Below are 26878 nucleotides of genomic sequence, written 5' to 3'. Positions count from 1 at the left end.
ATGCGCTGGTTAATATCACGTAGCCCATTTGGTCTCGCCGTTGTAGGTCACATCATTGCGGATGGTTTCCGTATATCCGTATACACGGTCTTTGACTTTGGTTTTATATTTAATTTTATATGCAGTATTGATATCGTTGTTAAATTGCAGTTTGAAACCCGTCTTGCCCGTTTTGTCGGTCAAAGGCGAGGTTAGAGTATAATCGGGTCCTTCATTGATAGGAGTCCCGCTTCCTACTTCTTTTCCGTCTTGATCCAATTGAATTTTGTATACGACTAATGAACCTTCAACTAATTTTTGGGAATCATTAAAATAATCCAGCAACACCGCATTAGCGGATGTAATGGTCTGTTCATTATAGTTGAACTGGATCTCCCAAGGAATGGTCTCATCCGCAGGATCAAAATTTCCCGCAGTCTTCTTCAGCGGAAGTCCGCGCACAATATCAACCGTCTTGGAAGAACTCTTATCGATTCCTTCACCAGTAAGCTTAGCGGTATTGGTGAAACTTTTAACCGCTGTATCTGTAATCTTCGTCGAGAATTTCACACGATACGCATCTGTAATGGTGTTTGTGAACTTCAGGTTCAAGCTGCTTACCGTACTTCCTGAAGCATCATATTGATCCGAACTGATCTTCCCTTGTTGCGATGTATTCCCTTGGACATCCACTGCAAGCTTATAGACCTCAATTGAACTTAGGTCAAGCTCCAGTCCTGCCAGAAGAGAGTCCGTAACGACCGCTTTATATACTTCATCCTGCACAGTATTTACATCAACGGTCCAGAGAATGCTGGACGGATTGTATTTTTGCGGCTGTGGAATTCCGTCCTTGGTAATGCTGGTGCCGCCCTTAGGATGGACTTTAATAACAATCGTATTATTCAGGTTCCCGGCAATCGGGAATAACAGCTCTTGAGTCGTAGTTCCAGTGACTTTGGTGGAGCTAAGTTTGGACGTCACATTAAAAGTACCGCCTACATTAAACAAGCCTTCGATTTCACTATTAAATGTAAGCACCACTTTGTTATCTGTGCCTACCGCATAGGTCCCGATACTGCCTGACTCCACTCCATCGTAGAGTAATTTACCGGAGTAATTTTTATCGATGGCTAACTGGGAAGGCAACTGATATACGAATGTATCTCCTCCCTTGTAGCCATGTGCCCCAGTATCAGGGTCCGTTACTGGAAGCTTGAAGGTCAAGCCTACTTTAACCTCCGAATCAAGCTTATAGACATTATCCGTGACCTGTGTGCCATTCTCATATACGGCCATCGTAACACTGGTGATGATACTGTCCGTCCCATCTGCCTTAACCTTGGTCATGAACCCGAAACCGTTGGCAAACTGTGTAATGAGCATTACAACAACCAACCAGGCGCCTATCGTCTTTTTCTTCATATCACTATAACCTCTCTCTCTTTCTGCAAAATGATTGTTCCAGCGTTGCAAATACCGTTCCCGCCTGCTTCTTCCTGATCGTCCCCCTGTCACTAGTATGTATGTGGGCCTTCAATTTCGCTTTTACTGTACTTTCGTAACTTTACTTCCCGCCTCTGAACAATTTCTGAACAGATTATGAGATAAATCATAGATAATTAAAATATTAAATAATTTTATCGGCAAAAAAGTGGTTTCAAACGCAGAATATGAGGAATCAGCCTTTGTTTGTGAACTTTTTTTCACTTTTCCGACCCATCTTGTTCATTCTTTTTATACAAAAACTTGTTTCAAATCCTCTCCGGCTGGATTCTAAACCGGCATACGCTACGCAAAAAAAATTTCAGCATATTTTTGAGCAAAAAAAAGAAGCCTCCCCGGATAAATGAACTGGTCCGGTGAAGCTTCTTTTAAAGAGTTGAATTAGAGATTGGCATGCTCACGCTTGGTGTAGGTCTTGCGCTTCTCAATCAGCTTGTTCAGTGCATCCAAGTAGGCTCTGGCACTCGCTTCCAGAATATCGGTGCTAAGTCCGCGGCCCTGTGCAGCCACCTCGCCTTGCGAGAGCACGACATGTACCTCACCCTGAGCATCCTTACCTCTGCTGACGGCTTTGATCGAGTAATCGCCGAGTGTAACTTCTTCCCCTGTAGCCTGGTCAATGGCATTGTAGATCGCGTCTACCGACCCGTTGCCTTCGGCAACCGCCACAATTGGCTGCGGGTCCTGGCCGTGAATGATTACCTTGGCGGTTGGAGTTGCCTCATTGCCATACGTAACATAGATCGTCTGCAGGCTGAAGGTCTCCGGTGTATCGATCAGCTTCTCTTCCAGAAGCGCAAGGATATCCTCGTCCGAGACTTCTTTTTTCTTATCTGCGAGATCCTTGAACTTGGCAAAAGCGGCATTGACCTCTTCCTCGGAAATGTCATAGCCCAGATCACTCAGCTTATCGCGGAAAGCGTGACGGCCCGAATGCTTGCCGAGCACCAGCTTGCTTTCTTTAAGGCCGATCGTTTCCGGCGTCATAATCTCGTAGGTCGTCTTCTCCTTCAGCATACCGTCCTGATGAATCCCGGATTCATGAGCGAAGGCATTCGCACCGACAATCGCCTTGTTGCCCGGCACAACCATCCCTGTCAGCTTGCTGACGAGACGGCTGGTACGGGAGATTTCAGACAGCACCAGAGAGGTCTTGGCACCGAAATACTCACTGCGGGTCTCCAGCGCCAGAGCGACCTCTTCAATCGCTGTATTGCCGGCACGTTCCCCGATTCCGTTGATTGTACCCTCAATCTGGTCTGCACCATTCTGAATGGCAGCGAGGGTATTGGCCGTAGCCATCCCCAGATCATTATGACAATGGGCGCTAAGCTGTACCCGGTCGATATCCGGTACTGTGTCCTTCAGGAACTTGAAGATGGCCCCGTATTCCGCCGGATTCAGGTACCCGACCGTATCTGGAATATTCACCACGTTCGCACCCTCGCGGATCGCCATCGCCACCATTTCAGCCATGAAATCACGCTCGGTACGGCCGGCGTCCTCCAGGGAGAATTCCAGCTTGGGAAAATACTTCTTGGCATAGCGGATCGCCGCTTGAGCCGTTTCCAGCACCTGCGACTTCTCCATGCGCAGCTTATGCTGACGGTGTATCGGCGAGGTTGCCAGGAAAATATGAATGCAAGGGTCCTGTGCCCCCTGCAGCGCTTCCTTGACCGCATCAATATCGCTCTCTCTGGAACGGGACAGACCGATTACAGTGACATTCTTAACCGCTCTGGCCACTGCGTTCACCGCAGCCAGATCTCCCGGCGAAGCGGCAGGAAAACCTGCCTCCATCCGGTCAATTCCCAGCTTCTCCAGCTGATAAGCGATTTCTACCTTCTCACGCGTATTGAGGTTCACACCCGGCGACTGCTCCCCGTCACGCAGCGTCGTGTCGAACACATAAATTTTCCGCATGCTGAGCACCTCCTGAAGATTGTCCATAAACCCTCAAATGCGGCCCGCAAAATTACGGCCGCATCTGAGGGTTACCTATGGTTCATTGCAATTGTAAGTATATGACCTATTTCTTAATCCAGTGCATCATTTCACGCAGCTGGCTGCCGACTACTTCTACCGGATGAGCGGCTTCGTTGCGGCGGGTAGCAGTCAGGAAAGCACGGCCGGATTGGTTCTCGAGGATAAAGTCGCGGGCGAATTTACCCTGCTGAATATCAGACAGTACTTCTTTCATAGCTTTCTTGGTCTCAGCAGTAATGATGCGTGGTCCAGTTACATAGTCACCGTATTCCGCAGTGTTACTGATGGAATCGCGCATGCTGGACAATCCGCCTTCATATACCATGTCAACGATCAGCTTCAGTTCATGCAAGCACTCGAAGTAAGCCATCTCAGGAGCATATCCGGCTTCAGTCAATGTCTCGAAGCCAGCCTTGATCAGCTCGGACACACCGCCGCAGAGGACAGCCTGTTCACCGAACAGATCCGTTTCAGTCTCTTCACGGAAGGAGGTTTCGATGACTCCCGCACGGGTACAGCCGATGCCTTTAGCATACGCCAGACCGATAGCCTTGGCATTGCCGGTTGCATCCTGTTCAATAGCAATCAGGCCGGGAACGCCGAAGCCTTCAACATAAGTACGGCGTACCATGTGTCCCGGGGATTTAGGAGCTACCAGGAGCACATCGGCATCCTTAGGAGCTACGATTTGTCCGAAATGTACGTTGAAGCCGTGGGAGAACATCAGAGCCGCACCATTCTTAAGGTTCGGTTCGATATCGTTCTTATATACAGATGCCTGTGTTTCGTCCGGCATAAGAATCTGCACCACATCTGCACGTGATACCGCTTCTGCTACAGACAATACTTCAAACCCGTCATTCTTGGCAGCTTCGAACGATTTTCCTTCACGCAGACCGATAACCACCTGAAGACCACTGTCACGCAGGTTCTGTGCCTGGGCATGTCCTTGGCTACCGTACCCGATTACCGCAATTGTCTTTCCTTTCAATACGCTAAGCTCTGCATCCTTTTCATAGTACGTTGTAACTGCCATTGTCAAAATCCTCCTTTAATTTGGGACCCATCGTAAAGAGCGGGTGCTTCAAAAACACGTTGCATATTAGTCTTACTATATAATGACGCGTTCCTCAAGCCCCCGCTCTTTCGCGGGCAAGTCTGAGCTAATCTTAATAAATTAATGCACGCAAGCAGTAATTCGTTAAAGCTGTAAAATGTGACAATCAGGCATTCCCGCGAATCATCGCAGTGACTCCGGTCCGTGACAGCTCCTTTATTCCATAAGGCTTAAGCAGCTCGATCATTGCATCAATCTTGGTGGTATCCCCAACTACCTGTACAAGCAGGCTGGTTGAGCCAATATCTACTACAGAAGCACGGAAGGTTTCGACTACGCCCATAATCTCCGGCCGTTCTGACGGCTCTGCCTTCACCTTAATCAGTGCCAGCTCCCGGGCTACCATTGGTTTGGCGCCCAGATCAACCACCTTGATTACATCAATCAGCTTGTACAGCTGCTTCTCAATCTGCTCCAGGGTATGCTGGTCACCCAATGTTACAATTACCATCCGGGACAATCCGACCTCTTCGGATTGCCCCACCGTAATACTCTCAATATTGAAGCCGCGGCGGCCGAATAATCCGGATACCCGCTGCAGCACACCAGGCTGGTCATTTACGAGCACAGCAATCGTATGTCTCATCACTGTTATTCATCCCCCATCAGCATTTGATCAATGGTAGAGCCTTGAGTTACCATCGGGTAGACATTCTCATCCTTTGGAACAACGAATTCTACCAGGACGGGTCCAGGTGTTTCCATGGCTTCTTTCCAGGCAGCGCCGGCTTCTTCCTTGGTGGTTGCCCGCAGTCCCTTCACGCCGTAAGCCTCAGCCAGCTTTACAAAATCCGGACTTCCCGCCAGATCAGTATAGCTGTAACGCTTCTCATAGATCAGGTTCTGCCACTGGCGGACCATTCCAAGCACCTGATTGTTAATAACCACAATTTTGACCGGGATATTATGAATCGCACAGATCGCCAGCTCCTGGGAGCACATCTGCATCCCGCCATCACCATTAATGGAGACAACCAGCCGCTGCGGATGAGCCATCTGTGCCCCAATCGCCGAAGGGAAGCCGAAGCCCATTGTTCCAAGGCCGCCTGAAGTAATCCAGGAGCGCGGATGATTGAACTTGTAATACTGTGCAGCCCACATCTGATGCTGGCCTACGTCAGTCGTCACAATAGCCTCACCTTTGGTGGTGTCATTGATCATCTGGATAACCCATTGCGGCTTCAGCTCGGTATCTGAATCCTTATACCGGAGCGGCTGCTCCAGCTTCCACTGGGCGATCTGCGTTCTCCAGGCATCTGCCTGCGAAGCACGCTTCACATCCGGGTTCAGCATCTCCAGCACCGTCTTCACATCGCCAACGATTGGAATATCCGGCGATACGTTCTTGCCGATCTCGGCAGGGTCGATATCGATGTGTACAATCTTTGCCTTAGGCGCAAAGCCGTCCAGCTTCCCGGTCACACGGTCATCGAACCGGGCGCCGATATTGATCAGCAGGTCGCACTGCTGAATTGCATTATTAGCGGTATATGTGCCATGCATTCCCGGCATTCCCATCCAGAGATCCTCCGCGCTAGGATAACAGCCCAGACCCAGCAAGGTTGTAGTAATAGGAATCTCTGAACGCTTCACGAATTCATACATCGCCTCATGCGCTCCAGAGTAGATAACCCCGCCGCCTGCAATGATGATCGGACGTTCGGAAGCAGCAATGGCCTTCACCAGCTTATCCAGCTGAAGCTTGTTAGGAACGGTACGCGGATTATAGCCGCGAAGGTTAACTCCCTGCTGCTGAACCGGCGTGAACAAGGTCTTAGCCGCGGATACATCCTTCGGAATATCAATCAGTACCGGACCCTTACGGCCCGTATTCGCAATATGGAAGGCTTCATGAATAACACGCGGCAGATCTTCAACATCCCGCACCAGATAGCTGTGCTTCGTAATCGGCATCGTGATCCCGGTAATATCCGCTTCCTGGAACGCATCGGTACCGATCAGGCTGGAGAATACATTCCCGGTAATCACTACCAGCGGAACGGAGTCCATATACGCTGTAGCAATTCCGGTCACCAGATTGGTTGCTCCCGGACCTGAAGTCGCAATACATACGCCAGGCTTACCGCTCGCTCTTGCATACCCGTCAGCTGCATGGATCGCTCCCTGCTCGTGGCGTGTCAGAATGTGTTTGAAATCCTCGAAGCCATAAAGCGCATCATAGATATAAAGTACAGCCCCGCCCGGATATCCGAATACCGTATCTACACCTTCAAGTACCAGGCTGCGAAGCAGGATCTCAGACCCCGATACCACCTCAGGATTCTTCCATTTCTCACGTAACTGCTCTATCGACCGCACTTCTTCCGGTAATTGCGCGCTCATCAGTATTCCTCCCTTCAATCGTTCACATGCCTTAATATTTACGAACAGGCCGTAATTTCTCCCTGTTCAACAAAAAAACCTTTCGCCTCCCACGCGCAGAAGAAGCGCGTGAGGGACGAAAGGTTTAGCTTCCGTGGTACCACCCATGTTTGCATAACATCTCTCGATGATATGCCTTATCAGGATACAAAAATCCATCGATGTAGGCAGGGCCCAAATCTTCGTAACCTGAAGTCCCTAACGCGGACCAAACGATTCCCCCTAATAATTCCACCGCTCTTGCTGATGGACCTTTCAGGGAAACAGCTCCGAGGTGAGCTCGTATATAAGGGATTCTGGTGGAGGTTGCAGCAATTCCTCTCACTCTCTGAACAAAAGAGCCCTTAAAACTTCGTCCTCATCATTGCCGATACATGTATGCTCGTTAAATGTTTAGACACATTATATGATTCCTCACACGGTTAGTCAATACCCATCTGCGGGTTATACCTTAAATTCTTCATAAAATCTTGTTCTATTCATGCCGGAACGCCCACACCGCCAGGGGCATATGATGTACGACAATGCGTGGAAAGGGGGCAATATTTATGATTCGTTACCGCAGACCCAGGCAGGATGACACGATTATTTATGACTTGATTGAAAAGCAGCTTGTCCCGTTATCCCATCTTCCGCAGACGATCATTAATCAGGTCAGGAAGGATCTGCCGCGCCGCCTGGGACAGGGAGTCACACTTGTTGCTTGTCCCGACTACGACAGCGATCCGCTGGGATTCGTGCATTTTCTGCTGCACGGCGATTTGTTATACATTGATATGCTCGCTATTTCCCCGGGAGCAAGGCGTAAACGCTACGGTAATATGCTCATGGACAGGGCAGAGCGGTTTGCACTATCCCGTGCATGCCATAGAGCGAAGGTCTCCGTAGATACCGGAAATACCGCCGGTCTGGCCTTTTATGAAAAACTGGGCTACAGCGTAGCCCGTTATCAACCGCAAAATTACTGTTACGAGCTTGAGAAACAGTTCCGCTGATAGAGCAGGCAAGCTCTATGGCTTAAAAGAATCCAATCGGCGGAATCCCATAACCAGGACCGGGGCCATAGCCGCCATAAGGGCCGGGAACAGGACCATAACCATAACCACCCCCGTAAGGAGCCCCGCCGCCATAGCCGTAGCCTCCGCCGTAACCGTAAGGAGCCGTACCGATGGCCAGCAAATCAAACAACACGAGCGGAATCAGTGCCTTGGTTTGTACTTTTTTACCACTGATTCGCTGCAAGATCAGCCGGTTGCCTGAGATGCGGACCAGTTTGCCCGTCACCTTGGACCCGTCTTTTTTTACCGCCACGATATGTTTGCCAATCAGCTTGATTACCTGTTGTTTCGTAACCGGGTGTGCCATAATATCCCTCCTGTATTTGTTTCTTAACAGTCTATTCGCCTCACCCGGTATTTGCCTGTACATCCGCCCGCCTCCGGGCTTGAAGTATCGGCAGCAGCTGCCTGCAAGTTTACAAAAAAAGCGCATTTCCGGAATTCCGGAAATGCGCTCTGTTCTGTTCAGTACTAAGTATGGTATTGCTGATGGCCCTAGCGTTTGCTCGGGTCGTAAGGTTCACCAAGCGCCTTAGGTGCCGAGGAGCGGCCTACTGCACTCACCAGAACAATAATGGTTAACACATAAGGAATCATGAAGATGAACTCCTGCGGAATGCTCTTCGACCATTCGAACAGCTGGACATAGTTGCGGATCGCCTGGGACAAGCCGAAGAATACAGCTGCACCAAAAGCGCCCAGCGGATTCCACTTCCCGAAGATCATCGCGGCAATGGCAATGAAGCCTTGTCCAGAGATCGTATTATGCGCAAACGTGCCTGTAGTAGTCAACGTAATAGTGGCTCCGCCGATCCCAGCCAGCAGTCCGCTCAGCATAACCCCGATGTATCTCATCTTGTTGACATTGACACCCAGCGTATCAGCCGCACTCGGATGTTCTCCGACTGCGCGCAGACGAAGTCCGAATGGAGTTTTGAACAGGATGAAATAAATAACAATAACTAAGATAATCGCCAGATAAGTGGTGGGATACGAGTTGAAGATCCCTTCTCCGATGACCGGAATCTTCGAGAGCCCGGGAATCGCCACTTTGCTGAATCCGTCGATCAGCGGAGTCTCGCCTGATCCCTCGAAGATCAGCTTAACCATGTAGAGCGTGCTGCCTGCGGCCAGGAAGTTAATGACCGTACCGCTTATCGTCTGGTCCGCCTTGAAGGTAATCGAGGCCACTGCATGAATCAGTGAACCAATCACCCCTACGCCCATCGCGCTAAGCACTCCGACCCAAGGAGCCCATTCGCCCATGCCTGCTTCCTGTGCATAATACCCGCCTACAGCCGCTGCAAACGCACCGAACATCATCAAGCCTTCAAGTCCAATGTTCACAACACCGGATCGTTCAGAGAAGATGCCGCCAAGGGCGGCAAATATTAACGCTGTGGAAAATACAAGCGTTGTATTGAGCAATTGGCCTAAGATTTCCATCTATAACACCTTCTCTTTCTTGCGCTTGAAGTAAAACGGTTTGAGCACCCAGCGCACAATGCCTTGCGCAGCAATGAAGAATATGATCGAACCGATTACAATACGGATCAGCTCCGGCGGTACATCGGCACCAAAGCTCATTCCAGCCGAGCCGTACGTTAGCGTGCCATAAAGAATGGCAGCCAGAATGACACCCAGCGGATGAGTCAATCCGAGCAAGGCAACAGCGATACCGTCGAATCCATAGCCAGGTGAAGCTGCAAATACAGATTGATAATGGAAAACGCCAAGCACTTCACCAGCGCCTGCGAGTCCTGCGAACACGCCGCTGATGAACATAGCCTTCACTACATTACGTCCAACATTCATGCCTGCATACTCGGCAGCATGCGGATTCAGACCTACTGCACGCATCTCGTAACCCTGCTTGGTCTTCCACAAATAGACATAGAAGAAGGTAGCTGCTGCCAGGGCAATTACAGTTCCCCAGTGCAGACGGGCGTTATCGAAGGTGGAGAAAAGGAAGGTCATGGAGAGGGAAGCCGGATTATCCTCCGACCGGTTCTGCCCCTGGAGCAGCAGGAAGGTCCGGACAATATAATTCGACAGGAAGAGCGCAATCCAGTTCAACATGATCGTTGTAATAACTTCATTAATTCCGCGTTTGGCCTTCAGATATCCGGCAATACCGGCCCATAGCCCGCCGCATACAGCAGCCGCTATGACCGCAAGCGGGACTAACAGGAAGGAAGGCAATACTCCGCCAAGCTTAATGCCGACAACAGAAGCAGCCGTCATTCCGATCATGACCTGCCCGTCCGCACCAATGTTGAACATCCCTGAGCGGAAAGCGAAGGCTACCGCCAGACCCGTCAGCATCAGTGGAGTCATCTCACGGATCGCTTCACCGAAATCATACGGGCTGCCGAACACGCGCTTGAACAGCGCAGAGTAGGCTGCGATAGGATCATAACCGCCAAACAGCATGACTATAGCACCCACCAGGAAGCCCATTAGTATCGCTACAAGCGGAACGATATAGCTGTCTGTTGCGAATATTTTCCGGAGTCTAGACATCCGCATGACCTCCCCGCTTCAAACTGCCCGCCATCATCAGACCCAGTTCCTGGTCATTCGTATCCTGCGGGAATACTTCTCCGACAATCTGTCCTTCATAAATAACAGCAATCCGGTCAGACACATTCATAATTTCATCCAATTCAAAAGAAATCAGCAACACAGCCTTGCCTTGGTCCCGCTGGGCAATAAGCTGCTTCTGTACAAATTCAATCGCCCCGACATCCAGACCGCGTGTTGGCTGTGCGGCAATCAGCAGAGTCGGATTCTTGTCTATTTCCCGCGCAATAATCGCTTTTTGTTGATTACCGCCGGATAAGGAACGGGCTTTGTTCTCTATGGACGGTGTACGCACATCGAACTGCCTTACCAGGTCTTCTGCATGCTTGTTAATGACATCTGTGTTCAAGAATCCGTTCTGGTTGTACGGACTCTTATAATACGTCTCCAGAACCATGTTCTCACTTACCGAGAAGTCCAGCACCAGACCATGCTTGTGACGGTCTTCTGGGATATGGGAGACATTCATTTCAGATACTTTACGCGGTGACAGATTGGCAATCTCCTTACCGGAGACCTGAATCGAACCTGAATCAATCTTGCGCAGCCCGGTTATGGCCTGAATCAGCTCACTTTGGCCGTTGCCGTCCACGCCGGCGATTCCGAGAATCTCCCCTGCCTTCACTTCAAAGCTCAGGTTATTCAGCACAGGCACGCCATCCTTGCTTTTGCTGCTGACATTAGACAGCTTCAGGATGCTCTCGCCAATATGCGGTGTCTGCTTGTCCACTTTGAACGTAACCCCGCGTCCGACCATCTTCTCAGCCAGCTCATTCGGATTGGTTCCGGCAGTCTTCACTGTATCAATTACCTTGCCGCGCCGGATAATCGTGACACGGTCGGAAATCTGCATAATTTCCTTCAGTTTATGGGTGATCAGGATAATGGATTTACCTTCAGCAACGAGCCGCTTCATAATCGCCATCAGTTCTGTAATTTCCTGCGGCGTAAGTACAGCGGTAGGCTCGTCGAATATAAGTATATCCGCTCCGCGGTACAGGGTTTTCATAATTTCTACCCGTTGCTGCATGCCTACCGAAATGTCATGAATTTTGGCATTTGGATTGACTTGTAGCCCGTACTGCTCAGATAGCTTACGAACCTGCTCCGCAGCGGATTTATAGTCAATTTTAAGACCTTTCTTCGGTTCCATGCCCAGAACAATGTTCTCGGTAACCGTGAAAGGATCAACAAGCTTGAAATGCTGGTGAACCATACCAATGCCAAGCTCAATAGCTTTATTGGGGTTATCAATAATAACCGGTTTCCCGTCGATTTCGATGCTGCCTTCATCGGGCTGGTACAGTCCGAATACGATATTCATTAAGGTCGATTTGCCTGCCCCGTTCTCACCAAGCAGCGCGTGGATCTCCCCTTTTTCCAGCGTCAGACTGATAGAGTCGTTCGCAACGATACCGGGAAAGCGTTTTGTGATTTGCTTCAACTCTACGACAGGAGCCGCAGCACTCATGGAATCACCCTCATCACAGAATAGATATAATATTGCCTTCAAGACACGGCTGTACCGCCCCACACAAGGACGGTACAGTTGTGATTGTCTATAACAGTTGCTGACAGAGAACAAGGCCAGTACTTGAACCGGCCCTGCTTCGTCGTTATGTTAAATCGGGTAAAGCTAAAGCAGTGAATTACTCGGCAGGAACAACGATTGTTCCGTCAATGATTTGCTTGCTGTATTCGTCAACCTTAGCCAGAATATCTGCGCTAACGTTAGCTTTGGATGTTTCAGGAAGGCCTACACCATTGTCTTTCAGACTAAGAACAGTTGTAGTACCGCCTTTGAATGTACCATCAACAACCTGCTGGGAAACCTTCTTAACCGCTTCGTCAACACGTTTGATCATGGAAGTCAGAGTTACATCATCGCCAAATTCCAGAGACTGGTCTTTGTCAACGCCGATAACCCATACTTTAGTTCCGCCGGCTTTGTTGCGGGATTTCGCTTCGTTGAATACACCGTTGCCTGTTGCGCCTGCAGCAGGGAAGATAATGTCGTTGCCGGCATCATACAGCGTTGCAGCCAGGGATTTACCAGTATCAGGCTTGTCATAGGCACCTGCATAAGTGATTGTTACTTTTGCATTAGGGTTAACTGCTTCTACGCCGGCTTTGAAGCCCACTTCGAAACGTTTGATAACCGGGCTTTCCATACCGCCGACAAAGCCAACTTTGTTAGTTTTGGTTGTCATACCAGCAACAACACCCACCAGGAAGGAACCTTCATTCTCAGCAAAAGTTACAGATTCAACGTTAGGAGCTTCTACTACGCTGTCGATGATCGCCAGGTTAGCATTCGGGTTCTCTTTGGCAACCTTCAGTACAGCATCACCAAGGTCGAAGCCGATACCCCAAGTCAGATCATAGCCGCCTTTAACGAACTGGTTAAGGTTAGGCTCGTAGTCTGCATTGGATTTACTCTGCAGGTACTTGATTTCAGCACCAGCTTCTTTTTCAAGAGACTGGAGTGCTTCCCACGCGGATTGGTTAAAGGATTTGTCATTTACGCCGCCTACGTCAGTTACGAGGCCCAGCTTGACAGCCTTAGGAGCTTCAGTTGGTGCCGGTGCTTCTGTTGCAGCTGCTGCGTCGGTTGGTGCAGTAGTTGCCCCAGCATTGGAACCGGAATTAGCGCTGTTATTGTTACCGCATCCTGCCAGAATGACAGTGAAGGCCATAACCATAACCAAAGATAGTTGGTAAAACTTCTTCATCGAAAGTGATCCCCCTTAGTAAATTGGATGTCTTCTGTGTTCTGCTTTGGACATACCATTAGTACAAATTATACCTGCAAAAAAAGCTAAAATCCAGTCTATTAATGACCTCAGGTCAATAATAATTTGCATTTTTCAACAAGAAATCGCTTACCTTGACACAAGCCGTTACCTCTATGTCCGTTATATGTTAGAAAACCTCAAAATGTAGCTTATGGCTCCAAGTGCATTAACATTATTATTGCACAGGGAAGGCTTTTCTATTATCATGTATGATTACATCTTGTACGCAAAGGGAGTTACTGAAAATGGAACAAGAACACACACCACAAGCTGCACCCGACTTCAAATACTGTCATGAATCCCGCGTATTCAAAACCGGCCGTGTCTTCCCGAATGATGTGAACAATCACAAGACGCTGTTCGGCGGCAAGCTGATGAGCACCATTGATGAAGTGGCCTCCATCTCGGCTATGCGCCATTGCCGGGTCAACGTGGTGACGGCATCCGCTGACTCTGTAGACTTCCTCCTGCCGATCCGGCCAACGGATTCTGTCTGCTTCGAATCCTTTGTCTCCTGGACGGGCCGTACCAGCATCGAGGTGTTTGTCAAGATCATCTCTGAGAATCTCTACACAGGCGAACGCGCCGTTGCCGCAACTTCCTTCCTGACCTTCGTAGCCATGAATGAAGACGGTACTACAGCTCCAGTTCCGGCCATTGTGGCCCAGACCGACGAAGAGAAGCTGATCTGCCAGTCTGCGGACGAGCGGTCTGCGCTGCGTAAGCTGAGACGCTCCAGCAGCAAGAAGCTCGCTTCACTGCTTAGCACAACGAAATACTGGGAATAGCCGTCCGTCCGGGCGGTTCCCACCGCGCAAAAAAAGCACCGTCACACGGGAGAACCCGCAGGCGGTGCTTTTCGGTTTATAGCGTCTTACGCGTTGATCTTCTCTTTGGCAACAACAGCCAGGGAGTTGAAAGCGTTCAGATCGTTCACTGCCAGATCAGCCAGCATCTTACGGTTCACTTCTACACCAGCCAATTTCAGGCCGTATACAAGCTTGCTGTAAGACAGACCGTTCAAACGGGCTGCAGCATTGATACGTACGATCCACAGTCTGCGGAAGTTACGTTTAGTCTGACGACGGTCACGGTATGCGTAAACCATCGATTTCATTACTTGCTCTTTAGCTGTTTTGAAAATGCGGTGCTTGGAACCGAAGTAACCCTTTGCCAGCTTCAATACTTTTTTATGTCTACGACGAACTACAAATCCGCCTTTAACTCTTGCCATATTAATAAACCTCCCAAAAATGTGTGATTAACTATTTCAAGTTAGCGAGTCCTTGTTTCAAACGTCTTACATCCCCAGGGGCCATTACCGGATTGCCGTTCAATACGCGTTTTGCACGTTTCGACTTGTGGGACAGCAAGTGGTTCTTGTGAGCTTTGTAACGCAATACTTTACCAGTTCCAGTGATCTTGAAGCGGCCTTTCAGGCTGCTATGTGTTTTCATTTTAGGCATGGTGTTTCCTCCTTGAATATTATGCGGCGCCAGATTGCTATGCAAGTGACTCCAGGATTATTGGGGCTTCGGAGCCAGAATCATAATCATGCTGCGGCCTTCCAGCTTAGGCTGGCGCTCTACAACAGCAATTTCTTCTACTTCGCTCTTCACGCGCTCCAGGATCTTCTGGCCGATACTAGCGTGGGTAATCTCACGGCCGCGGAAACGGACGGAGCACTTCACTTTATCGCCTTCACCCAGGAACTTGATTACATTGCGGAACTTGGTCTGATAATCATGTTCCTCAATGTTTGCGCGGAACCAGACTTCCTTGAGATCCACGATCTTCTGGTTCTTGCGGGCTTCCTTCTCTTTCTTCTGCGTTTCATAACGGAACTTGCCGTAATCCATGATGCGGCATACCGGCGGCTTCGCCTGCGGTGCTACGTTGACTAAATCCAGATTCAGATCGATCGCCATTTGTAACGCCTCGCGGATCGGCTTGATCCCGATTTGTTCACCCTCTGCTCCGACCAGCCGAACCTCTTTGGCACGAATTTCATCATTGATCATATGTTCCTTACTGATAATCCTCCACCTCCGAATATTTTTCAGATAATATATTACGGTTCTCCATAAAAAAGGGATGCCGGTAATTCCCCGACACCCCGTTTGATCAACGTTCATGAATTGTAACCATTCATAAAGCATTGAGATCAAAACCAGCAGGCTGTTAGCCAGTCAGGTGAGAAGCCGGTGCTTCTGCTTGCAATCCCTATGTTTTGCACACTTGAATACTATACATCATCAGACCGAAGGAGTCAACACCTTCTGAAATTATTAATTTACAGTGCGGATTATGAAACCTGCTTGCTCTGTACTTCTTCCAGCCGGACTACACGCGTATGCTTGGTATGACTCCACTGCTTGTTGTTCTGCGTGAAGAACGCATAGAACGTAATGGGATACCACGAGAGCAGATACACCGGGAACACCAGCAGGTACAGATAAACCTTCTTGAACTTCACCCGCTCCAGCGCCATAGCCAGCAGGAAGGTCAGAATGTTCGCCCCTACGGCAAAGTACCCGAGCCACAGTGGCAGATGTCCGTAAATATTCGCAATATGCGGTCCGCCCAACACAGCATTATCCACAAACATTACAGCAGTCATCAGGAACGTAAGCAACACAATGTACACATTCGCTCCGTACAGTGCCAGGTCGAACTTCGTCAGGCTGCGCTCCTTGATCCCCTGCCACAGCAGCGGGAAGAAGTATCGGCGGGCTACGGTGAAATGACCCTGCATCCAGCGCAGACGCTGCCTGGAGGAAGCCTTGAAGGTAAGCGGCTTCTCATCGAATACTTTGGCATCATAATTAAATCTTGGATATACGCCCTTGGAGGCGCTGCGCATGGTGAATTCCAAATCCTCCACCAGACTGGTAGCGCCCCAGCCCATTTCCTTCAGCAGGTTCGTCTCGAAGCACATGCCTGTTCCGCCGAGGAAGTTGGCCATCTTCAGATTATGGCGCGACAGCTGCCACAGCCGGTTGATGTACCAATAGGATACTCCGTAAGCAGCCGTGATCCAGGAATCCTCCGGGTTCTTCGTATCGATGTAGCCTTGAATGACCCGGCCGCCTGAACACAGATCGTTGTTCATCTCTGTCAGGAATTCTGTATGTGCAAGGTTGTCGGCATCGAACATGACAACAGCGTCATACTGGCGCGGTAGCGCCCACAGTTCCTTCAGCATCCACTCGATGGCATAGCCTTTACCGCGCAGGTTACTGTTGGTACGTACACAGGCATTCATGCCGTGCTCCCGTACGATCGCAGCTGTATTGTCCGTGCAATTGTCACAGATGACAAATACATCGTACAGTTCCTGGGGATAATTAAGCTGCTTCAGGTTTTCCATCAAGGCGCCGACCACTTCTTCTTCGTTATGCGCAGCAACCAGCACGGCAAATGATTTCTGTGGCGCATAATGAACCTTGTTCTTCTTCTTGCGCAGTCCAAACAGTGAGAATGCAAACTGATAAACTGCAATTGCCGCCAAGATCACTTGGAGCGTAACAAACAGTGCGTCTGTCATGATCTTTTGATGCCCCCTTTTTCCAAGTCTAGATGTTCTCTTTCTCTACTCTGGCTTGTAACGTTCTATCTGACCCTTTTTGTTCAATTCCTTACAGTAGACAAGATATATCCCTTTTTAGCCGGGCAGGATTCCGAATTTGTTGGTCCCGTTTCATAAGATATGAATATGGATTCCAGTGTACTGGCTGGCTCCTTATTTCTCTGTTACCTTATAAACGCGATCTTCCTGCTTGAATCATTGTAGTCGCTTTGGGGCTCCCAAGTCAAAAGAGACATTTTTCGAGCGGACCTGAGCTTTTTCTTGAACGGGCTACCTTAAAAAAGTATGATAAAGACAGCTTCAGGCCGTGAAATCTGCTGCTTAAGCTGCGCCAGAACTCTTTTAGCCGGACTATCGGAGGGACATGATATGAGACCTTTATTCAAGAAACTGCATCTCCTGGAGCAGCGGGTGTTTCAATGGATTAACGGACGGATGCACAATCCGTTTCTGAACTTCTGGCTCTTCTACCTCACTCATCTCGGAGGTGCAACAAGCGCGATCGGCATCAATCTTCTGGTCTGGGCAATATGCCCGCAGCCATGGAGAACTACAGGACTGCAAGCGCTGGCCGCGCTGGCGATAAGCCATGTGCCCGTCGCTATCGCCAAAAAGCTCTACCCGCGCCTGCGGCCTTATCTGGCCCTGCCGGACACTAATACGTTCCGTAATCCGCTTAAGGATCATTCTTTTCCTTCAGGCCATACGACCGCTATCTTCGCCTCAACGGTTCCTTATATGATAGCCTACCCTGTCCTGACTGCGGTTCTGCTTCCTCTGGCCTGCACAGTGGGCTTCTCCCGGATCTACCTCGGACTGCATTATCCGTCTGATGTCCTGGCTGGAGCAGTCATTGGGTCTGGAGTCGCAGCCGGTACGCTTGCCCTCTGGATATGATGCCTGAGAAGCGCGCCGGCCAGTGAATACCTCTAGGGAACAGGTGAACTATACATTGCGCAAAAAAAGAATATTATTGCTGTCGGAGGGCTTCGGTGCCGGGCATACCCAGGCTGCAATATGCGCTGTCGAGCAGCCTGCGGAAGCTGTCTCCGGAGGTGCAGACCAAGGTGCTGGAGCTGGGAAGCTTCCTGAATCCCAAGGTGGCCCCGCTGATTGTCTCGGCCTACCGCAAGACGGTCACCTCCCAGCCCCGGCTGATGGGCTATGTGTACCGTCACCAGAAATCATTCAATCGTCTTACCACACTTGCCCTGCACCACTTGTTTTATACGCATGCCCAAAATATTGTGAAGCAGCTGAAGCCGGACATTATCGTCTGCACCCACTTCATTCCCGGCGCTGTTATCTCACGCCTGAAACGGCTTCACCCGCCGCTCAAGGCCCCGCTGATTACGGTCATTACGGATTATGACGCCCATGGCAGCTGGATCAGCCCGCAGGTCGACCGCTATCTGGTATCCACCCCCGAGGTCAAGGCGAAGCTGCGCCGCCGGGGCGTTGCCGCCTTCAAAATCCGGGTAACCGGTATCCCTGTACACCCGAGCTTCTGGGAGCAGCACGGACGGGAAGACATTCAAGAGCAGTTCAAGCTGCTGAATATTCCAACGGTCATGGTTATGGGCGGTGGATGGGGCATGATGAATGACGAAGTAGTGAACGCGGCCCTGGCCGGATGGCGGGACAAGGTGCAGATTGTGTTCTGCCTCGGCCAGAACGGCAAGCTGCTGCAGGAGATGAAGCAGGACACGCGGTTCAGGCATCCCAACATCAGGCTGCTGGGCTTCACCCGGGAGATTGACAAGCTGATGGAGGTGTCCGACCTGCTGGTCACCAAGCCGGGTGGCATGACCTGCAGCGAAGGCTTGGCCAAGGGCATTCCAATGCTCTTCCATTCGCCGCTGCCGGGCCAGGAAGAAGAGAACTGCCGTTACTTCACTGCCGCCGGCTTGGGGGAGCCGATCAGCTCCCTCGATGTAGTTGACCGGTGGATGGAGCGGCTGCTGAATGATTACGGAAATGTCCGTGCGGCGCGCAAAGCTCATCTGGAGGCTATCTCCAGGTACAACCCGCTGCAAAGCGCCCAAAGCATTATTGATATGCTGGATAAACCGCGCGCAGAACATGGAAAGTAGAGAACTAAAATGGAACGCAAAAGGCAGTCCGGTATGAATGAACCGGACTGCCTTTTGCTGTAATAACCGGTAATGCAGCCTAGAGCCGGTACTTGTCCAGACGGGTGGCCTGATATTGCTTCAGCGCCTCATTTCCGACAATCGCCTCGCAGCGGTGAATATTCACACCGCGGCCATAGAACTTGGTCTCATATTCGGTCATTACATGCTCTTCGTTAATCACGCCGCCCTCATGCAGGTCAAGGGAAATATTCTTCATCTGCAGACCGTAGTCCGCAAAGGCATTAAGCGAGAATTCAAACAGGCTGCGGGAATCCGTCTTTAAATGGATCTCACCGAGCGGACTAAGCAGCCCGCGGTATTTATCCAGAAAACGCGGATGCGTCAGACGGCGGCGGGCATGCTTGCTTTTCGGCCAGGGATCACTGAAGTTGAGATAGATCCGTTCCAGCTCCCCCGGAGCGAACACTTCCTCTGCGTAATCGATATTGGCCAGTGCCACTCTCACGTTCGGCGGTGTCTCTTCACCTGCCGGCTCCCATACATTCCGGGCCTTCTCGGCGGCGCGCCGCACCAGCTCGTCATACATATCCACGCCGATGAAATTAATCTCCGGGTATTTGAAGCTCATTTGACTGATAAACTGCCCCTTGCCCATTCCGAATTCCACATGAATCGGATGGTCATTGCCGAACAATTCGGACCAGCGCCCCTTCAGGCTGCGTGGTTCCAGGATGACCAGATCGGTCTGCTCCTCAAGACTTTCACGTATTCCTTTTCTTCCGCGTAAACGCATAGGTACTCCTCCGCTTATCTCTTATTGCCTTATCTGTGAATAGGATAACTGCCACTTGCAATATTGTGCCGAACTTACCGGCAAAAGTAAAGGGATTTCAGCAAAAGAAAAGGAACTTCCGTCCCGCCCCTGTTAGGACTGGTCGAAAGTTCCGTGCGTGTTGTATCTGCATTACCGGCCCGCCGTTCAGCGGACTGCCATTTATTTATCGAACTCGAAGGTCTTCTCGAACGCATTGCGGATCTTCCGCTGCGCTTCTGTCTTGATCTTGTGGTTGCCGTTGAATTCTACGCCTGTCAGGGCAAGAGCTTCATCGGGAGTCAGCTGCACATCAATCGAACCTTTGTTATCAGCAAATACCGTTGGAGAATTCATCGTTATCACCTCTAAGGTTTAGTATGGACCGGACGACACGAAATTATGAATTCAAGCATATGATTGTGGTTGCTGCAGCGGCTTTTTTAACACTTTAAATATAACATAATGTGTAAGCATTTTCAAGCCAAATGGCGGTAATTCACAGCCTATTTTCAGTTTTTTTTCGGCGGATTTCCGGGAGGGATTGTTACGTTCATCACGGATTTTTGATACAATGGGAAGGTTAATGAAAGGAGCTGCACATGTCTAATCTTCAACAGGCCTCCTCTCCGCTTCTGTGGGGGGATAAACGGTTCCATACCTGGAACTACGAAATGCGCGGGCAGATGGATACCAAGGTGTTCAAGGTCATGCTCGATGCGGGCTTCACCTGTCCGAACCGTGACGGTACCATCGCCAAAGGAGGCTGTACGTTCTGCAGTGCCAGAGGGTCAGGCGATTTCGCCGGAAGCCGCCGGGATGATCTGGTCACCCAATTCAACCATATCCGCGACCGCCAGCATCAGAAATGGCCGAATGCCAAATATATCGGCTACTTCCAGGCCTATACCAATACGTATGCTCCCGTCGAGGAGCTAAGGGAATATTATGAAGTCATTTTGCAGCAGCCCGGGGTTGTCGGCCTAGCCATTGCCACCCGGCCGGACTGCCTCCCGGATGATGTAGTCGAGTATCTCGCGGAGCTGAACCAGCGCACGTATCTATGGGTGGAGATGGGGCTTCAGACCATTCATCAGTCTACCTCGGATCTGATTAACCGCGCACATGATACCGCCTGCTATACTGAAGCTGTTGCCAAGCTCCGGCGGCACGGCATCCGTGTGTGTACCCACATCATTCACGGGCTTCCGCAGGAAACGCATGAGATGATGCTGGAGACTGTAGCTGCTGTAGCTAATATGGGGGTTCAGGGAATCAAAATCCACCTGCTTCACCTCATGCGCAAAACGCCGATGGTGAAGCAGTACGAAGCCGGGCTGCTGAGGTTCCTGGAGCAGGATGAGTATGTGAAGCTCATCGCCGATTCGCTGGAAATTCTGCCGCCGGACATGATTGTCCACCGGCTGACCGGTGATGCCCCGCGCGATGCTCTGATCGGCCCGATGTGGAGCCTCAAGAAGTGGGAAGTGCTGAATGCCATTGACCATGAACTGGTTGCCAGGGATACCTGGCAGGGTAAGTACTGGAGGAAGGGCTGATGGGCTTCCTCTCTGTCCTTAGCTTCGCCCATAAGCTGACCGCTGAGCGGCTCTCGCCGGGCGGACGGGCTATCGACGCCACCGTGGGCACCGGCGCCGACACCCTGTTCCTCGCCAGGGCGGCCGGGCCGCGCGGCGGGGTGTACGGGTTCGACATCCAGCCGCAGGCGCTGGCTCTTGCCGGCGAGCGCCTGCGGCTGGCCCGGGAGGAAGCGCCGGCTGCGCTGGCTCCCGTGACGCTGCTGCAGCAGAGCCATGCAGCCATGGCTGAAGCCGTTCCGCCCACTTGGCGCGGAACGGTCTCGGCGGTGATGTTCAACCTCGGCTATCTGCCTGCGGGCGATGCCGATAAGACCATCATCACCGAACCGGCAAGCACGCTGGCCGCGCTGGAGGCGGCGCTTGCGCTGCTTCGCCCGGGCGGGATCATCACGGCCGTGCTGTATCCCGGCCACGAAGGCGGCGGCCGCGAAGCCGCCGCTGTCGAAGCCTGGGCCGCCGGACTGGCCCAGCAGGACGCGCAGACCATCGTGTACCGGCAGCTTCAGCGCGAGTCTGCACCGTATGTTGTAGCTATAGAGAAGAGACAAAGGGGCTAGCACTTGAAGGCAGCAAACCCTCTATAAGTTAAGATCATTCTATTATCAGGAAGGAAGATGTTGTAATGACGAAACCATATCCTCTGAAATTTCAGCCGGAATTCAAAGAACGTGTCTGGGGAGGCCGGGCGCTGGAGAAATTTGGCCTGAATCTGCCGGAAGGCCATATCGGCGAAGGCTGGATGATTGCCGATCATCCGAACGGCACCTCCTCTGTAGTCAACGGCGAGCTGGCCGGACAAGGCCTGGATGCCATCCGTGAGCAGTTCGGGCACGAGTGGTTCGGCAGCAAGGGAACTACGGAAGAAGGCGGAAGATTCCCGCTGCTGATCAAGCTGCTGGATTGCAACGACAACCTCTCCGTACAGGTACACCCTACGGATGATTATGCCGGACTTCCCAAGGGTGAGCTGGGCAAAACCGAAATGTGGTACGTGCTCGACGCCAAGCCAGGCGCCAAAATCATCTACGGCCTCAAGGAAGGCGTCACCCGCGAGATGCTGAAGGACGCGCTGGAGAACGGAACGGTTATGGACAGCCTGCAGGAAGTGACTGTAGCTGCCGGTGACTCCTTCTATATCCCTGCCGGGACTGTACATGCATTGTGTGCAGGTGTCGTTGTAGCGGAGATCCAGCAGAACTCAGACACTACATACCGGATTTACGATTATGACCGTCCGGGTCTGGACGGGAAGCCGCGCGAGCTGCATATCGAGGATTCCCTGAATGTGACTGCCTATGAGGGGGCAGGCGCAACTTCGATGAAGACAGATGGTGCTGTGGCCGGGGAATGGCTTAGAATCGCCTCCTCTCCTTATTTTATTGTGGAAAAAGGACTGGTATCCGGCGAATGGCAGCTCGCCACCACGGATGACAGCTTCACCATTCTGGTAATCTGCGAGGGCAGCGGCCATCTGATCTGGGAAGGCGGCTCCCAGCCTTATGCGGCTGGCGAATGTTATCTGCTTCCGTCCAGCCTCGGCGCTTACAGCATTGAAGGACAGTCTACCGTCCTGCGCTCTTATCTGCCTTAAGCAGCCAGACTCATTTCACTTGGATCAGAAGCAACAGGTACTCTTTACGCTAGGAATGCTGAATTTCACTTTCAGGAGGACAGGCGATGACTGAGAACACTTTTACCATGACTGATCCCTTAGATGTCAAAATCCATGTCTATGAATGGCTGCCTGAGGCGGAAACGGAGATCCGGGGGATTGTGCAGATTGCACACGGTATGTGTGAGACGGCTGCGCGGTATGCCCGGTTCGCTTCGGCGCTCACCGCAGCCGGTTATGCTGTGTATGCCAATGACCACCGGGGACATGGCCTTACCGCCGGCAGAGTCAATCTGCTCGGCGACAGCGGGGAGAACGGCTTCTACTGGATGCGGCGCAATCTTCTTCAGCTTGCAGAGCTCGCCTGCTCCCGGCATGAGCACATGCCTATCTTCCTGTTCGCGCACAGCATGGGCTCCTTTCTAGCACAGAAGCTGATGTGCGAGGAAGGCCATGAGATCTATAGCGGCTTCATCCTCAGCGGCACCAATGGTCCCCGGGGCATGCTGCAGCTGGCGGAATCCCTGTCGAAGCTGCAGTTAAGGCTCCAGGGAGACCACCACCGCAGCGTGTTAATGAACGGAATTGTGTTTGGCGCATACAACCGCTCCTTCTCTCCGGTCCGGACGGCTTTTGACTGGCTCAGCAGCGACCCTGAGGAGGTAGACCACTTCATTGCCGACCCGTATTGCGGAGCGATCTGCACTACCCGCTTCTTCCGTGATTTCTTCCATATGCTGCGGGAGCTGCATACCAGTTCTACTCTTCAGCATTTATGCAGCGACAAGCCGGTCTACCTGTTCGCAGGCGAGAAGGACCCTGTGGGGATGAACGGCCAAGGGGTGATGCGTCTGGCTGAGTTATACCGGAAGCAGGGGCTTCAGGATGTAGAATGCAAGCTGTATCCGGGAGGCCGGCATGAAATGTTAAACGAGGTCAATCGGGACGAGGTCACGGCCGATGTACTGGACTGGCTCGCCCGCCACCTGCCTGCCGAATCCATGCGGCTTCCGCCCACGGCGGATTAGTTTTCACAGTCCCCACCAGGGCCGGTGGCATAGAACACAATGTATAGTGTTTTTCACATATATATTTGGGCCGTGTGCCTGCTTACGAGCATAATGTATGCTGTTTTTCACATACATTTGAGCCGTGTGCCTGCTAACGAGCACAATGTATGCTGTTTTTCACATACATTCTGGCCGTGTGCCTGCTAACGAGCATAATGTATGCTGTTTTCCACATACGTTTGGTAGATATGCCTTGTACCAGCCATTGTATTCGGTTTTAAGCACCGTCCTTTTAAAGGGCGGTACAGTTTCAGTGGGAGATAGAAGGATAAGTTGTCGTGTGAAATATAGAAAATCCATATTTCAACAAAAGAGAGGCACTCCGTCAGGTACGGGATGCCTCTCTTTGAATTGTGCGGGTTAAGAACCCGCCGGGTGATTGCGCCAAGCGACAAGCTTCTCCTTCAAAACTTGCTTATAGGCCTGGAGCGCATACGCAGAATTATTTACTTTTGTCTTATTCAAGCTTAACAGGTTGTATATGTTATCTTCCAGCTTGCTTCTGCTCCTAAGTACCTCCAGCGTACCTTCTAAGCCCCGGTTTCCCTGCCTCACCCCATACCCCTGTGTGGTGTAATATTGGATGAACCCTTCTGACCACTCCAGGGGTCTCTCGCGGACAGCTTTGCGGAAAGCCTGCTCCAGGTCATCCTGTTCAATAACAATCAGCAGCGGGTTCAACGGCTTAACAATGGCCTCCAGCTCCTGAATGTAGCTTATCATGTACTCCTCGGCTGCATCGTGCCTGATCATCCCCATAGTCACAGGATTCTGGATAAAACAGCAATCAAACACATACGTATCCGGCCCACGCAAGGCCATCTCGGCAAACTGCCGCCACCTTGCTGTAATCAGCTTCCTGTGCTGAGCCAGCGGCAGTTCATATACATCCTTCCCGGCCAATGTGTCCATCCATTCCTTCGGAAGGAAAGGACCGTGTTCATTTATTATTTTCCGGTATCCGACCAGATAATTGTTGTCTTGACAGGTAGTGTGCGCGCTTAATACTTCCCCTGAATTCCCGCCGCAGATTCTCGACAGCTCAACATATTCTGCTTGGGTAAGGCAAGCTACGCCCTCATAATCAGCAGGATGATTGAGATTTCCTTCCAGGACAAGCTGAGCGCCCATATTCATCTCCGTAAGAATTTCGTAAACCAGTTGAGCCGCTGTAGACTTCCCGTAGCCGGGCAGACCTTCAATTAAGACTAATTTCGGTTGTTTCATATATCGTTCCCCCATTCACTCATTAGGAGGATAAACAGGTTAAGAGCCATAGAGATGCTATTTCCGGCAACAAAAAAGGATACCCGAAGGTATCCGCAGAAGCCGGTGTACGAACCCTTCACCCTGCATACCCTGTAAGTTGACAGAAAGACATGCCTAATAGCATAGTGATCTCCACTATTGCCAGCCCGTCCTTCAGTTCATTCACACTTACAAAGTAATCCACATGATAGGGTCTAAGCTCCTTTATTGGCATCTCTTTATTGATCGTAACATTGGAGCAGGTTTAATTCAATTAGGTATTATGAAAAGACCAAGGAATCACCGTAAGCTCCGGCCATTTCGACTTCCATTTCACTATTTTGGCCAAATAAACCTGCTCTGTAATCAGTGTTTTATTGGGTCGCAGAACGAATTGAAACAAATCCTCCAGACCAAATGGGGCATAAATCTTCCATTCCCCGTTCGGCTCAAGCCTTGCTCCCAGCGAAGTCACTGTAGTCGGCCAGGTATCAATTGCCGCTTCAAGCGACTGGTAAGGCCCGATCTCCACACCAAACTTCTGCGGGTACCACAGATGGACCCTGGCCTGATTCTTGAGATCAATCGGAACCGATATCCCTTCAAAAATCTCCTTGCCCTTCTTAATCACCTCATCCTCGGCAGCATAGCTCAAATCTTCCGCATCGAAATAAACGATATCGATATCACTAATTCCGTATTCCGGCGCCCGTCCGGTAAGCTCATTCCATACCGTCTGGGCCAGGCAGCCTGCACCTATGTAATAAGGGAACGGGACCCATACTTGGGCACGCTTGAATACATCCGCCAGCAGCATACTGCGCGAGAATATGCCTGTCAGGCGTTCATACAATTCCTCATGCTCCTTCATAGGCAAAACTATGGACTCGGGTGACAGCTCATACTGTAAAATCCTCTGCGCTCCCTTGCTGCCGCGGCGTCTCAAGCCGTTATCCTTAAACCCTGCGATGGCATACAACTGCTTAGCAGGATAATTCTCCTCGTTCACAGCCAGCACAATCTGCCGGGCTTCAGGATAGTGACAGCGGATAAAATCCGGCAGCAGCAACATTGCTGCTTTGGCGAACCCCCGGCCCTGACTGGCGTAATCTATCAGGAAAGCCCGGAGCAGAACTGCCCCTTAGTAGTCCTGGTAGAAATTCGAGATGCCTTCACCAGTATGAAGGATGAAGAAGCCTACCGCCTGTTCTTCGTAAACAATGACCACCCCGGCCTTACCGGCATCTTCCCGGATATCCTGAAGAGTCTCCCCCGGCAACCCGGTGAACTGCAATTGCTCCGCCGGAAGCTGGAAGCCAAGTAACTGGTCCCTGAATCGCTCCCTGTGCTCGTCACCGAACTTAAACAATGATATGTGCTGCTCATTCAAACGTATGCCCTCCATAGGTAAGCAACTCCCGCTCATGCTCCTTTGCGGCCGCATT

At 51.0% G+C, this 26878-nt stretch carries 26 protein-coding genes and 1 pseudogene; 8 read left to right on the top strand and 19 right to left on the bottom strand.

The window, feature by feature from the left end; translation table 11 throughout:
* Nucleotides 1-15 precede the first annotated feature (15 nt).
* The 5 genes from MKX63_RS19445 to ilvB all read right to left on the bottom strand — a co-directional run bounded on the left by MKX63_RS19445 (nt 16) and on the right by ilvB (nt 6931).
* Nucleotides 16-1404, bottom strand: a complete 1389-nt coding sequence (locus tag MKX63_RS19445) for a collagen binding domain-containing protein (RefSeq protein WP_341019380.1) — start codon at nt 1402-1404, stop codon at nt 16-18.
* A 462-nt stretch (nt 1405-1866) separates the two neighbouring features.
* On the bottom strand, nt 1867-3408 hold the full coding sequence (locus tag MKX63_RS19440; RefSeq protein ID WP_341019379.1) for a 2-isopropylmalate synthase: 1542 nt from the start codon (nt 3406-3408) through the stop codon (nt 1867-1869).
* Nucleotides 3409-3514: 106 nt separating this feature from the next.
* Nucleotides 3515-4507, bottom strand: a complete 993-nt coding sequence (ilvC, locus tag MKX63_RS19435; RefSeq protein WP_341019378.1) for a ketol-acid reductoisomerase — start codon at nt 4505-4507, stop codon at nt 3515-3517.
* A 187-nt stretch (nt 4508-4694) separates the two neighbouring features.
* Nucleotides 4695-5174 carry an acetolactate synthase small subunit gene (gene ilvN / locus MKX63_RS19430; protein WP_036696181.1) on the bottom strand — a complete coding sequence of 160 codons (480 nt, stop codon included), beginning with the start codon at nt 5172-5174 and terminating at the stop codon, nt 4695-4697.
* A 5-nt stretch (nt 5175-5179) separates the two neighbouring features.
* Nucleotides 5180-6931, bottom strand: a complete 1752-nt coding sequence (ilvB, locus tag MKX63_RS19425; RefSeq protein ID WP_341019377.1) for a biosynthetic-type acetolactate synthase large subunit — start codon at nt 6929-6931, stop codon at nt 5180-5182.
* Nucleotides 6932-7518: 587 nt separating this feature from the next.
* On the opposite strand from ilvB, the gene MKX63_RS19420 reads away from it, so the two are divergent.
* Entirely contained in the window at nt 7519-7965 is a 447-nt protein-coding gene (locus MKX63_RS19420; protein ID WP_341019375.1) for a GNAT family N-acetyltransferase, read from the top strand.
* Nucleotides 7966-7987: 22 nt separating this feature from the next.
* Here MKX63_RS19420 and MKX63_RS19415 read toward each other — a convergent pair whose 3' ends face one another.
* The 5 genes from MKX63_RS19415 to MKX63_RS19395 all read right to left on the bottom strand — a co-directional run bounded on the left by MKX63_RS19415 (nt 7988) and on the right by MKX63_RS19395 (nt 13343).
* The gene (locus tag MKX63_RS19415) at nt 7988-8335 is read right to left on the bottom strand and encodes a hypothetical protein (protein WP_341019373.1); all 348 of its coding nucleotides are present in this window, start codon (nt 8333-8335) and stop codon (nt 7988-7990) included.
* Nucleotides 8336-8523: 188 nt separating this feature from the next.
* Entirely contained in the window at nt 8524-9474 is a 951-nt protein-coding gene (locus tag MKX63_RS19410; protein ID WP_341019372.1) for an ABC transporter permease, read from the bottom strand.
* Complete coding sequence (locus MKX63_RS19405; RefSeq protein ID WP_341019370.1) at nt 9475-10551, bottom strand: ABC transporter permease; 1077 nt, start codon at nt 10549-10551, stop codon at nt 9475-9477. It lies immediately after the preceding gene.
* A complete protein-coding gene (locus MKX63_RS19400) occupies nt 10544-12082 on the bottom strand; it encodes an ABC transporter ATP-binding protein (RefSeq protein WP_341019368.1) in 1539 nt (512 codons plus the stop codon). Before MKX63_RS19400 ends, MKX63_RS19405 begins: the two co-directional genes overlap by 8 nt.
* A 178-nt stretch (nt 12083-12260) precedes the next feature.
* Nucleotides 12261-13343: a BMP family lipoprotein gene (locus tag MKX63_RS19395; protein ID WP_341019365.1), complete on the bottom strand. Its 1083-nt coding sequence runs from the start codon at nt 13341-13343 to the stop codon at nt 12261-12263.
* Between the two features lie 308 nt (nt 13344-13651).
* Between MKX63_RS19395 and MKX63_RS19390 the strand changes: the two genes are divergently transcribed.
* Complete coding sequence (locus MKX63_RS19390; RefSeq protein WP_036696107.1) at nt 13652-14194, top strand: acyl-CoA thioesterase; 543 nt, start codon at nt 13652-13654, stop codon at nt 14192-14194.
* An 86-nt stretch (nt 14195-14280) separates the two neighbouring features.
* Here MKX63_RS19390 and rplT read toward each other — a convergent pair whose 3' ends face one another.
* From rplT to MKX63_RS19370, 4 genes are all read right to left on the bottom strand, one after another.
* Nucleotides 14281-14640, bottom strand: a complete 360-nt coding sequence (gene rplT / locus MKX63_RS19385; protein ID WP_036649386.1) for a 50S ribosomal protein L20 — start codon at nt 14638-14640, stop codon at nt 14281-14283.
* A gap of 31 nt (nt 14641-14671) precedes the next feature.
* Entirely contained in the window at nt 14672-14872 is a 201-nt protein-coding gene (gene rpmI, locus MKX63_RS19380) for a 50S ribosomal protein L35 (protein WP_036696104.1), read from the bottom strand.
* A gap of 57 nt (nt 14873-14929) precedes the next feature.
* Entirely contained in the window at nt 14930-15427 is a 498-nt protein-coding gene (gene infC / locus MKX63_RS19375) for a translation initiation factor IF-3 (protein ID WP_036696103.1), read from the bottom strand.
* Between the two features lie 284 nt (nt 15428-15711).
* The gene (locus tag MKX63_RS19370) at nt 15712-16953 is read right to left on the bottom strand and encodes a glycosyltransferase family 2 protein (protein ID WP_341019363.1); all 1242 of its coding nucleotides are present in this window, start codon (nt 16951-16953) and stop codon (nt 15712-15714) included.
* A 411-nt stretch (nt 16954-17364) separates the two neighbouring features.
* Between MKX63_RS19370 and MKX63_RS19365 the strand changes: the two genes are divergently transcribed.
* Together MKX63_RS19365 and MKX63_RS19360 are read left to right on the top strand one after the other, a co-directional pair.
* Nucleotides 17365-17892, top strand: a complete 528-nt coding sequence (locus MKX63_RS19365; RefSeq protein ID WP_341019361.1) for a phosphatase PAP2 family protein — start codon at nt 17365-17367, stop codon at nt 17890-17892.
* A 55-nt stretch (nt 17893-17947) separates the two neighbouring features.
* Nucleotides 17948-19088, top strand: a pseudogene (locus tag MKX63_RS19360) (MGDG synthase family glycosyltransferase).
* 79 nt (nt 19089-19167) lie between these two features.
* On the opposite strand, the gene trmB reads toward MKX63_RS19360, so the two are convergent.
* Together trmB and MKX63_RS19350 are read right to left on the bottom strand one after the other, a co-directional pair.
* Complete coding sequence (gene trmB / locus MKX63_RS19355) at nt 19168-19884, bottom strand: tRNA (guanosine(46)-N7)-methyltransferase TrmB (protein ID WP_341019359.1); 717 nt, start codon at nt 19882-19884, stop codon at nt 19168-19170.
* 201 nt (nt 19885-20085) lie between these two features.
* The gene (locus tag MKX63_RS19350; RefSeq protein ID WP_179090500.1) at nt 20086-20259 is read right to left on the bottom strand and encodes a hypothetical protein; all 174 of its coding nucleotides are present in this window, start codon (nt 20257-20259) and stop codon (nt 20086-20088) included.
* 245 nt (nt 20260-20504) lie between these two features.
* On the opposite strand from MKX63_RS19350, the gene MKX63_RS19345 reads away from it, so the two are divergent.
* From MKX63_RS19345 to MKX63_RS19330, 4 genes are all read left to right on the top strand, one after another.
* Complete coding sequence (locus MKX63_RS19345) at nt 20505-21461, top strand: TIGR01212 family radical SAM protein (protein WP_341019357.1); 957 nt, start codon at nt 20505-20507, stop codon at nt 21459-21461.
* The gene (locus MKX63_RS19340) at nt 21461-22060 is read left to right on the top strand and encodes a tRNA (mnm(5)s(2)U34)-methyltransferase (protein ID WP_341019356.1); all 600 of its coding nucleotides are present in this window, start codon (nt 21461-21463) and stop codon (nt 22058-22060) included. Before MKX63_RS19345 ends, MKX63_RS19340 begins: the two co-directional genes overlap by 1 nt.
* A 65-nt stretch (nt 22061-22125) precedes the next feature.
* On the top strand, nt 22126-23094 hold the full coding sequence (locus MKX63_RS19335) for a type I phosphomannose isomerase catalytic subunit (RefSeq protein ID WP_341019355.1): 969 nt from the start codon (nt 22126-22128) through the stop codon (nt 23092-23094).
* A gap of 86 nt (nt 23095-23180) precedes the next feature.
* Nucleotides 23181-24143 carry an alpha/beta hydrolase gene (locus tag MKX63_RS19330; RefSeq protein ID WP_341019353.1) on the top strand — a complete coding sequence of 321 codons (963 nt, stop codon included), beginning with the start codon at nt 23181-23183 and terminating at the stop codon, nt 24141-24143.
* A 402-nt stretch (nt 24144-24545) separates the two neighbouring features.
* On the opposite strand, the gene MKX63_RS19325 is transcribed toward MKX63_RS19330, so the two are convergent.
* From MKX63_RS19325 to MKX63_RS19315, 3 genes are all read right to left on the bottom strand, one after another.
* A complete protein-coding gene (locus MKX63_RS19325) occupies nt 24546-25412 on the bottom strand; it encodes a hypothetical protein (protein WP_341019352.1) in 867 nt (288 codons plus the stop codon).
* 295 nt (nt 25413-25707) lie between these two features.
* The gene (locus tag MKX63_RS19320) at nt 25708-26505 is read right to left on the bottom strand and encodes a nucleotidyltransferase family protein (protein ID WP_341019351.1); all 798 of its coding nucleotides are present in this window, start codon (nt 26503-26505) and stop codon (nt 25708-25710) included.
* Nucleotides 26506-26574: 69 nt separating this feature from the next.
* On the bottom strand, nt 26575-26823 hold the full coding sequence (locus tag MKX63_RS19315; protein WP_341019349.1) for a hypothetical protein: 249 nt from the start codon (nt 26821-26823) through the stop codon (nt 26575-26577).
* Between the last annotated feature and the right edge of the window lie 55 nt (nt 26824-26878).

The organism is Paenibacillus sp. FSL R7-0179 (genome assembly GCF_038002265.1).
Taxonomy (GTDB): Bacteria; Bacillota; Bacilli; order Paenibacillales; family Paenibacillaceae; genus Paenibacillus_AQ.
The sequence above is the reverse complement of the archived record's forward strand: the minus strand, read 5'-3'. Positions and strand labels throughout refer to the sequence as shown.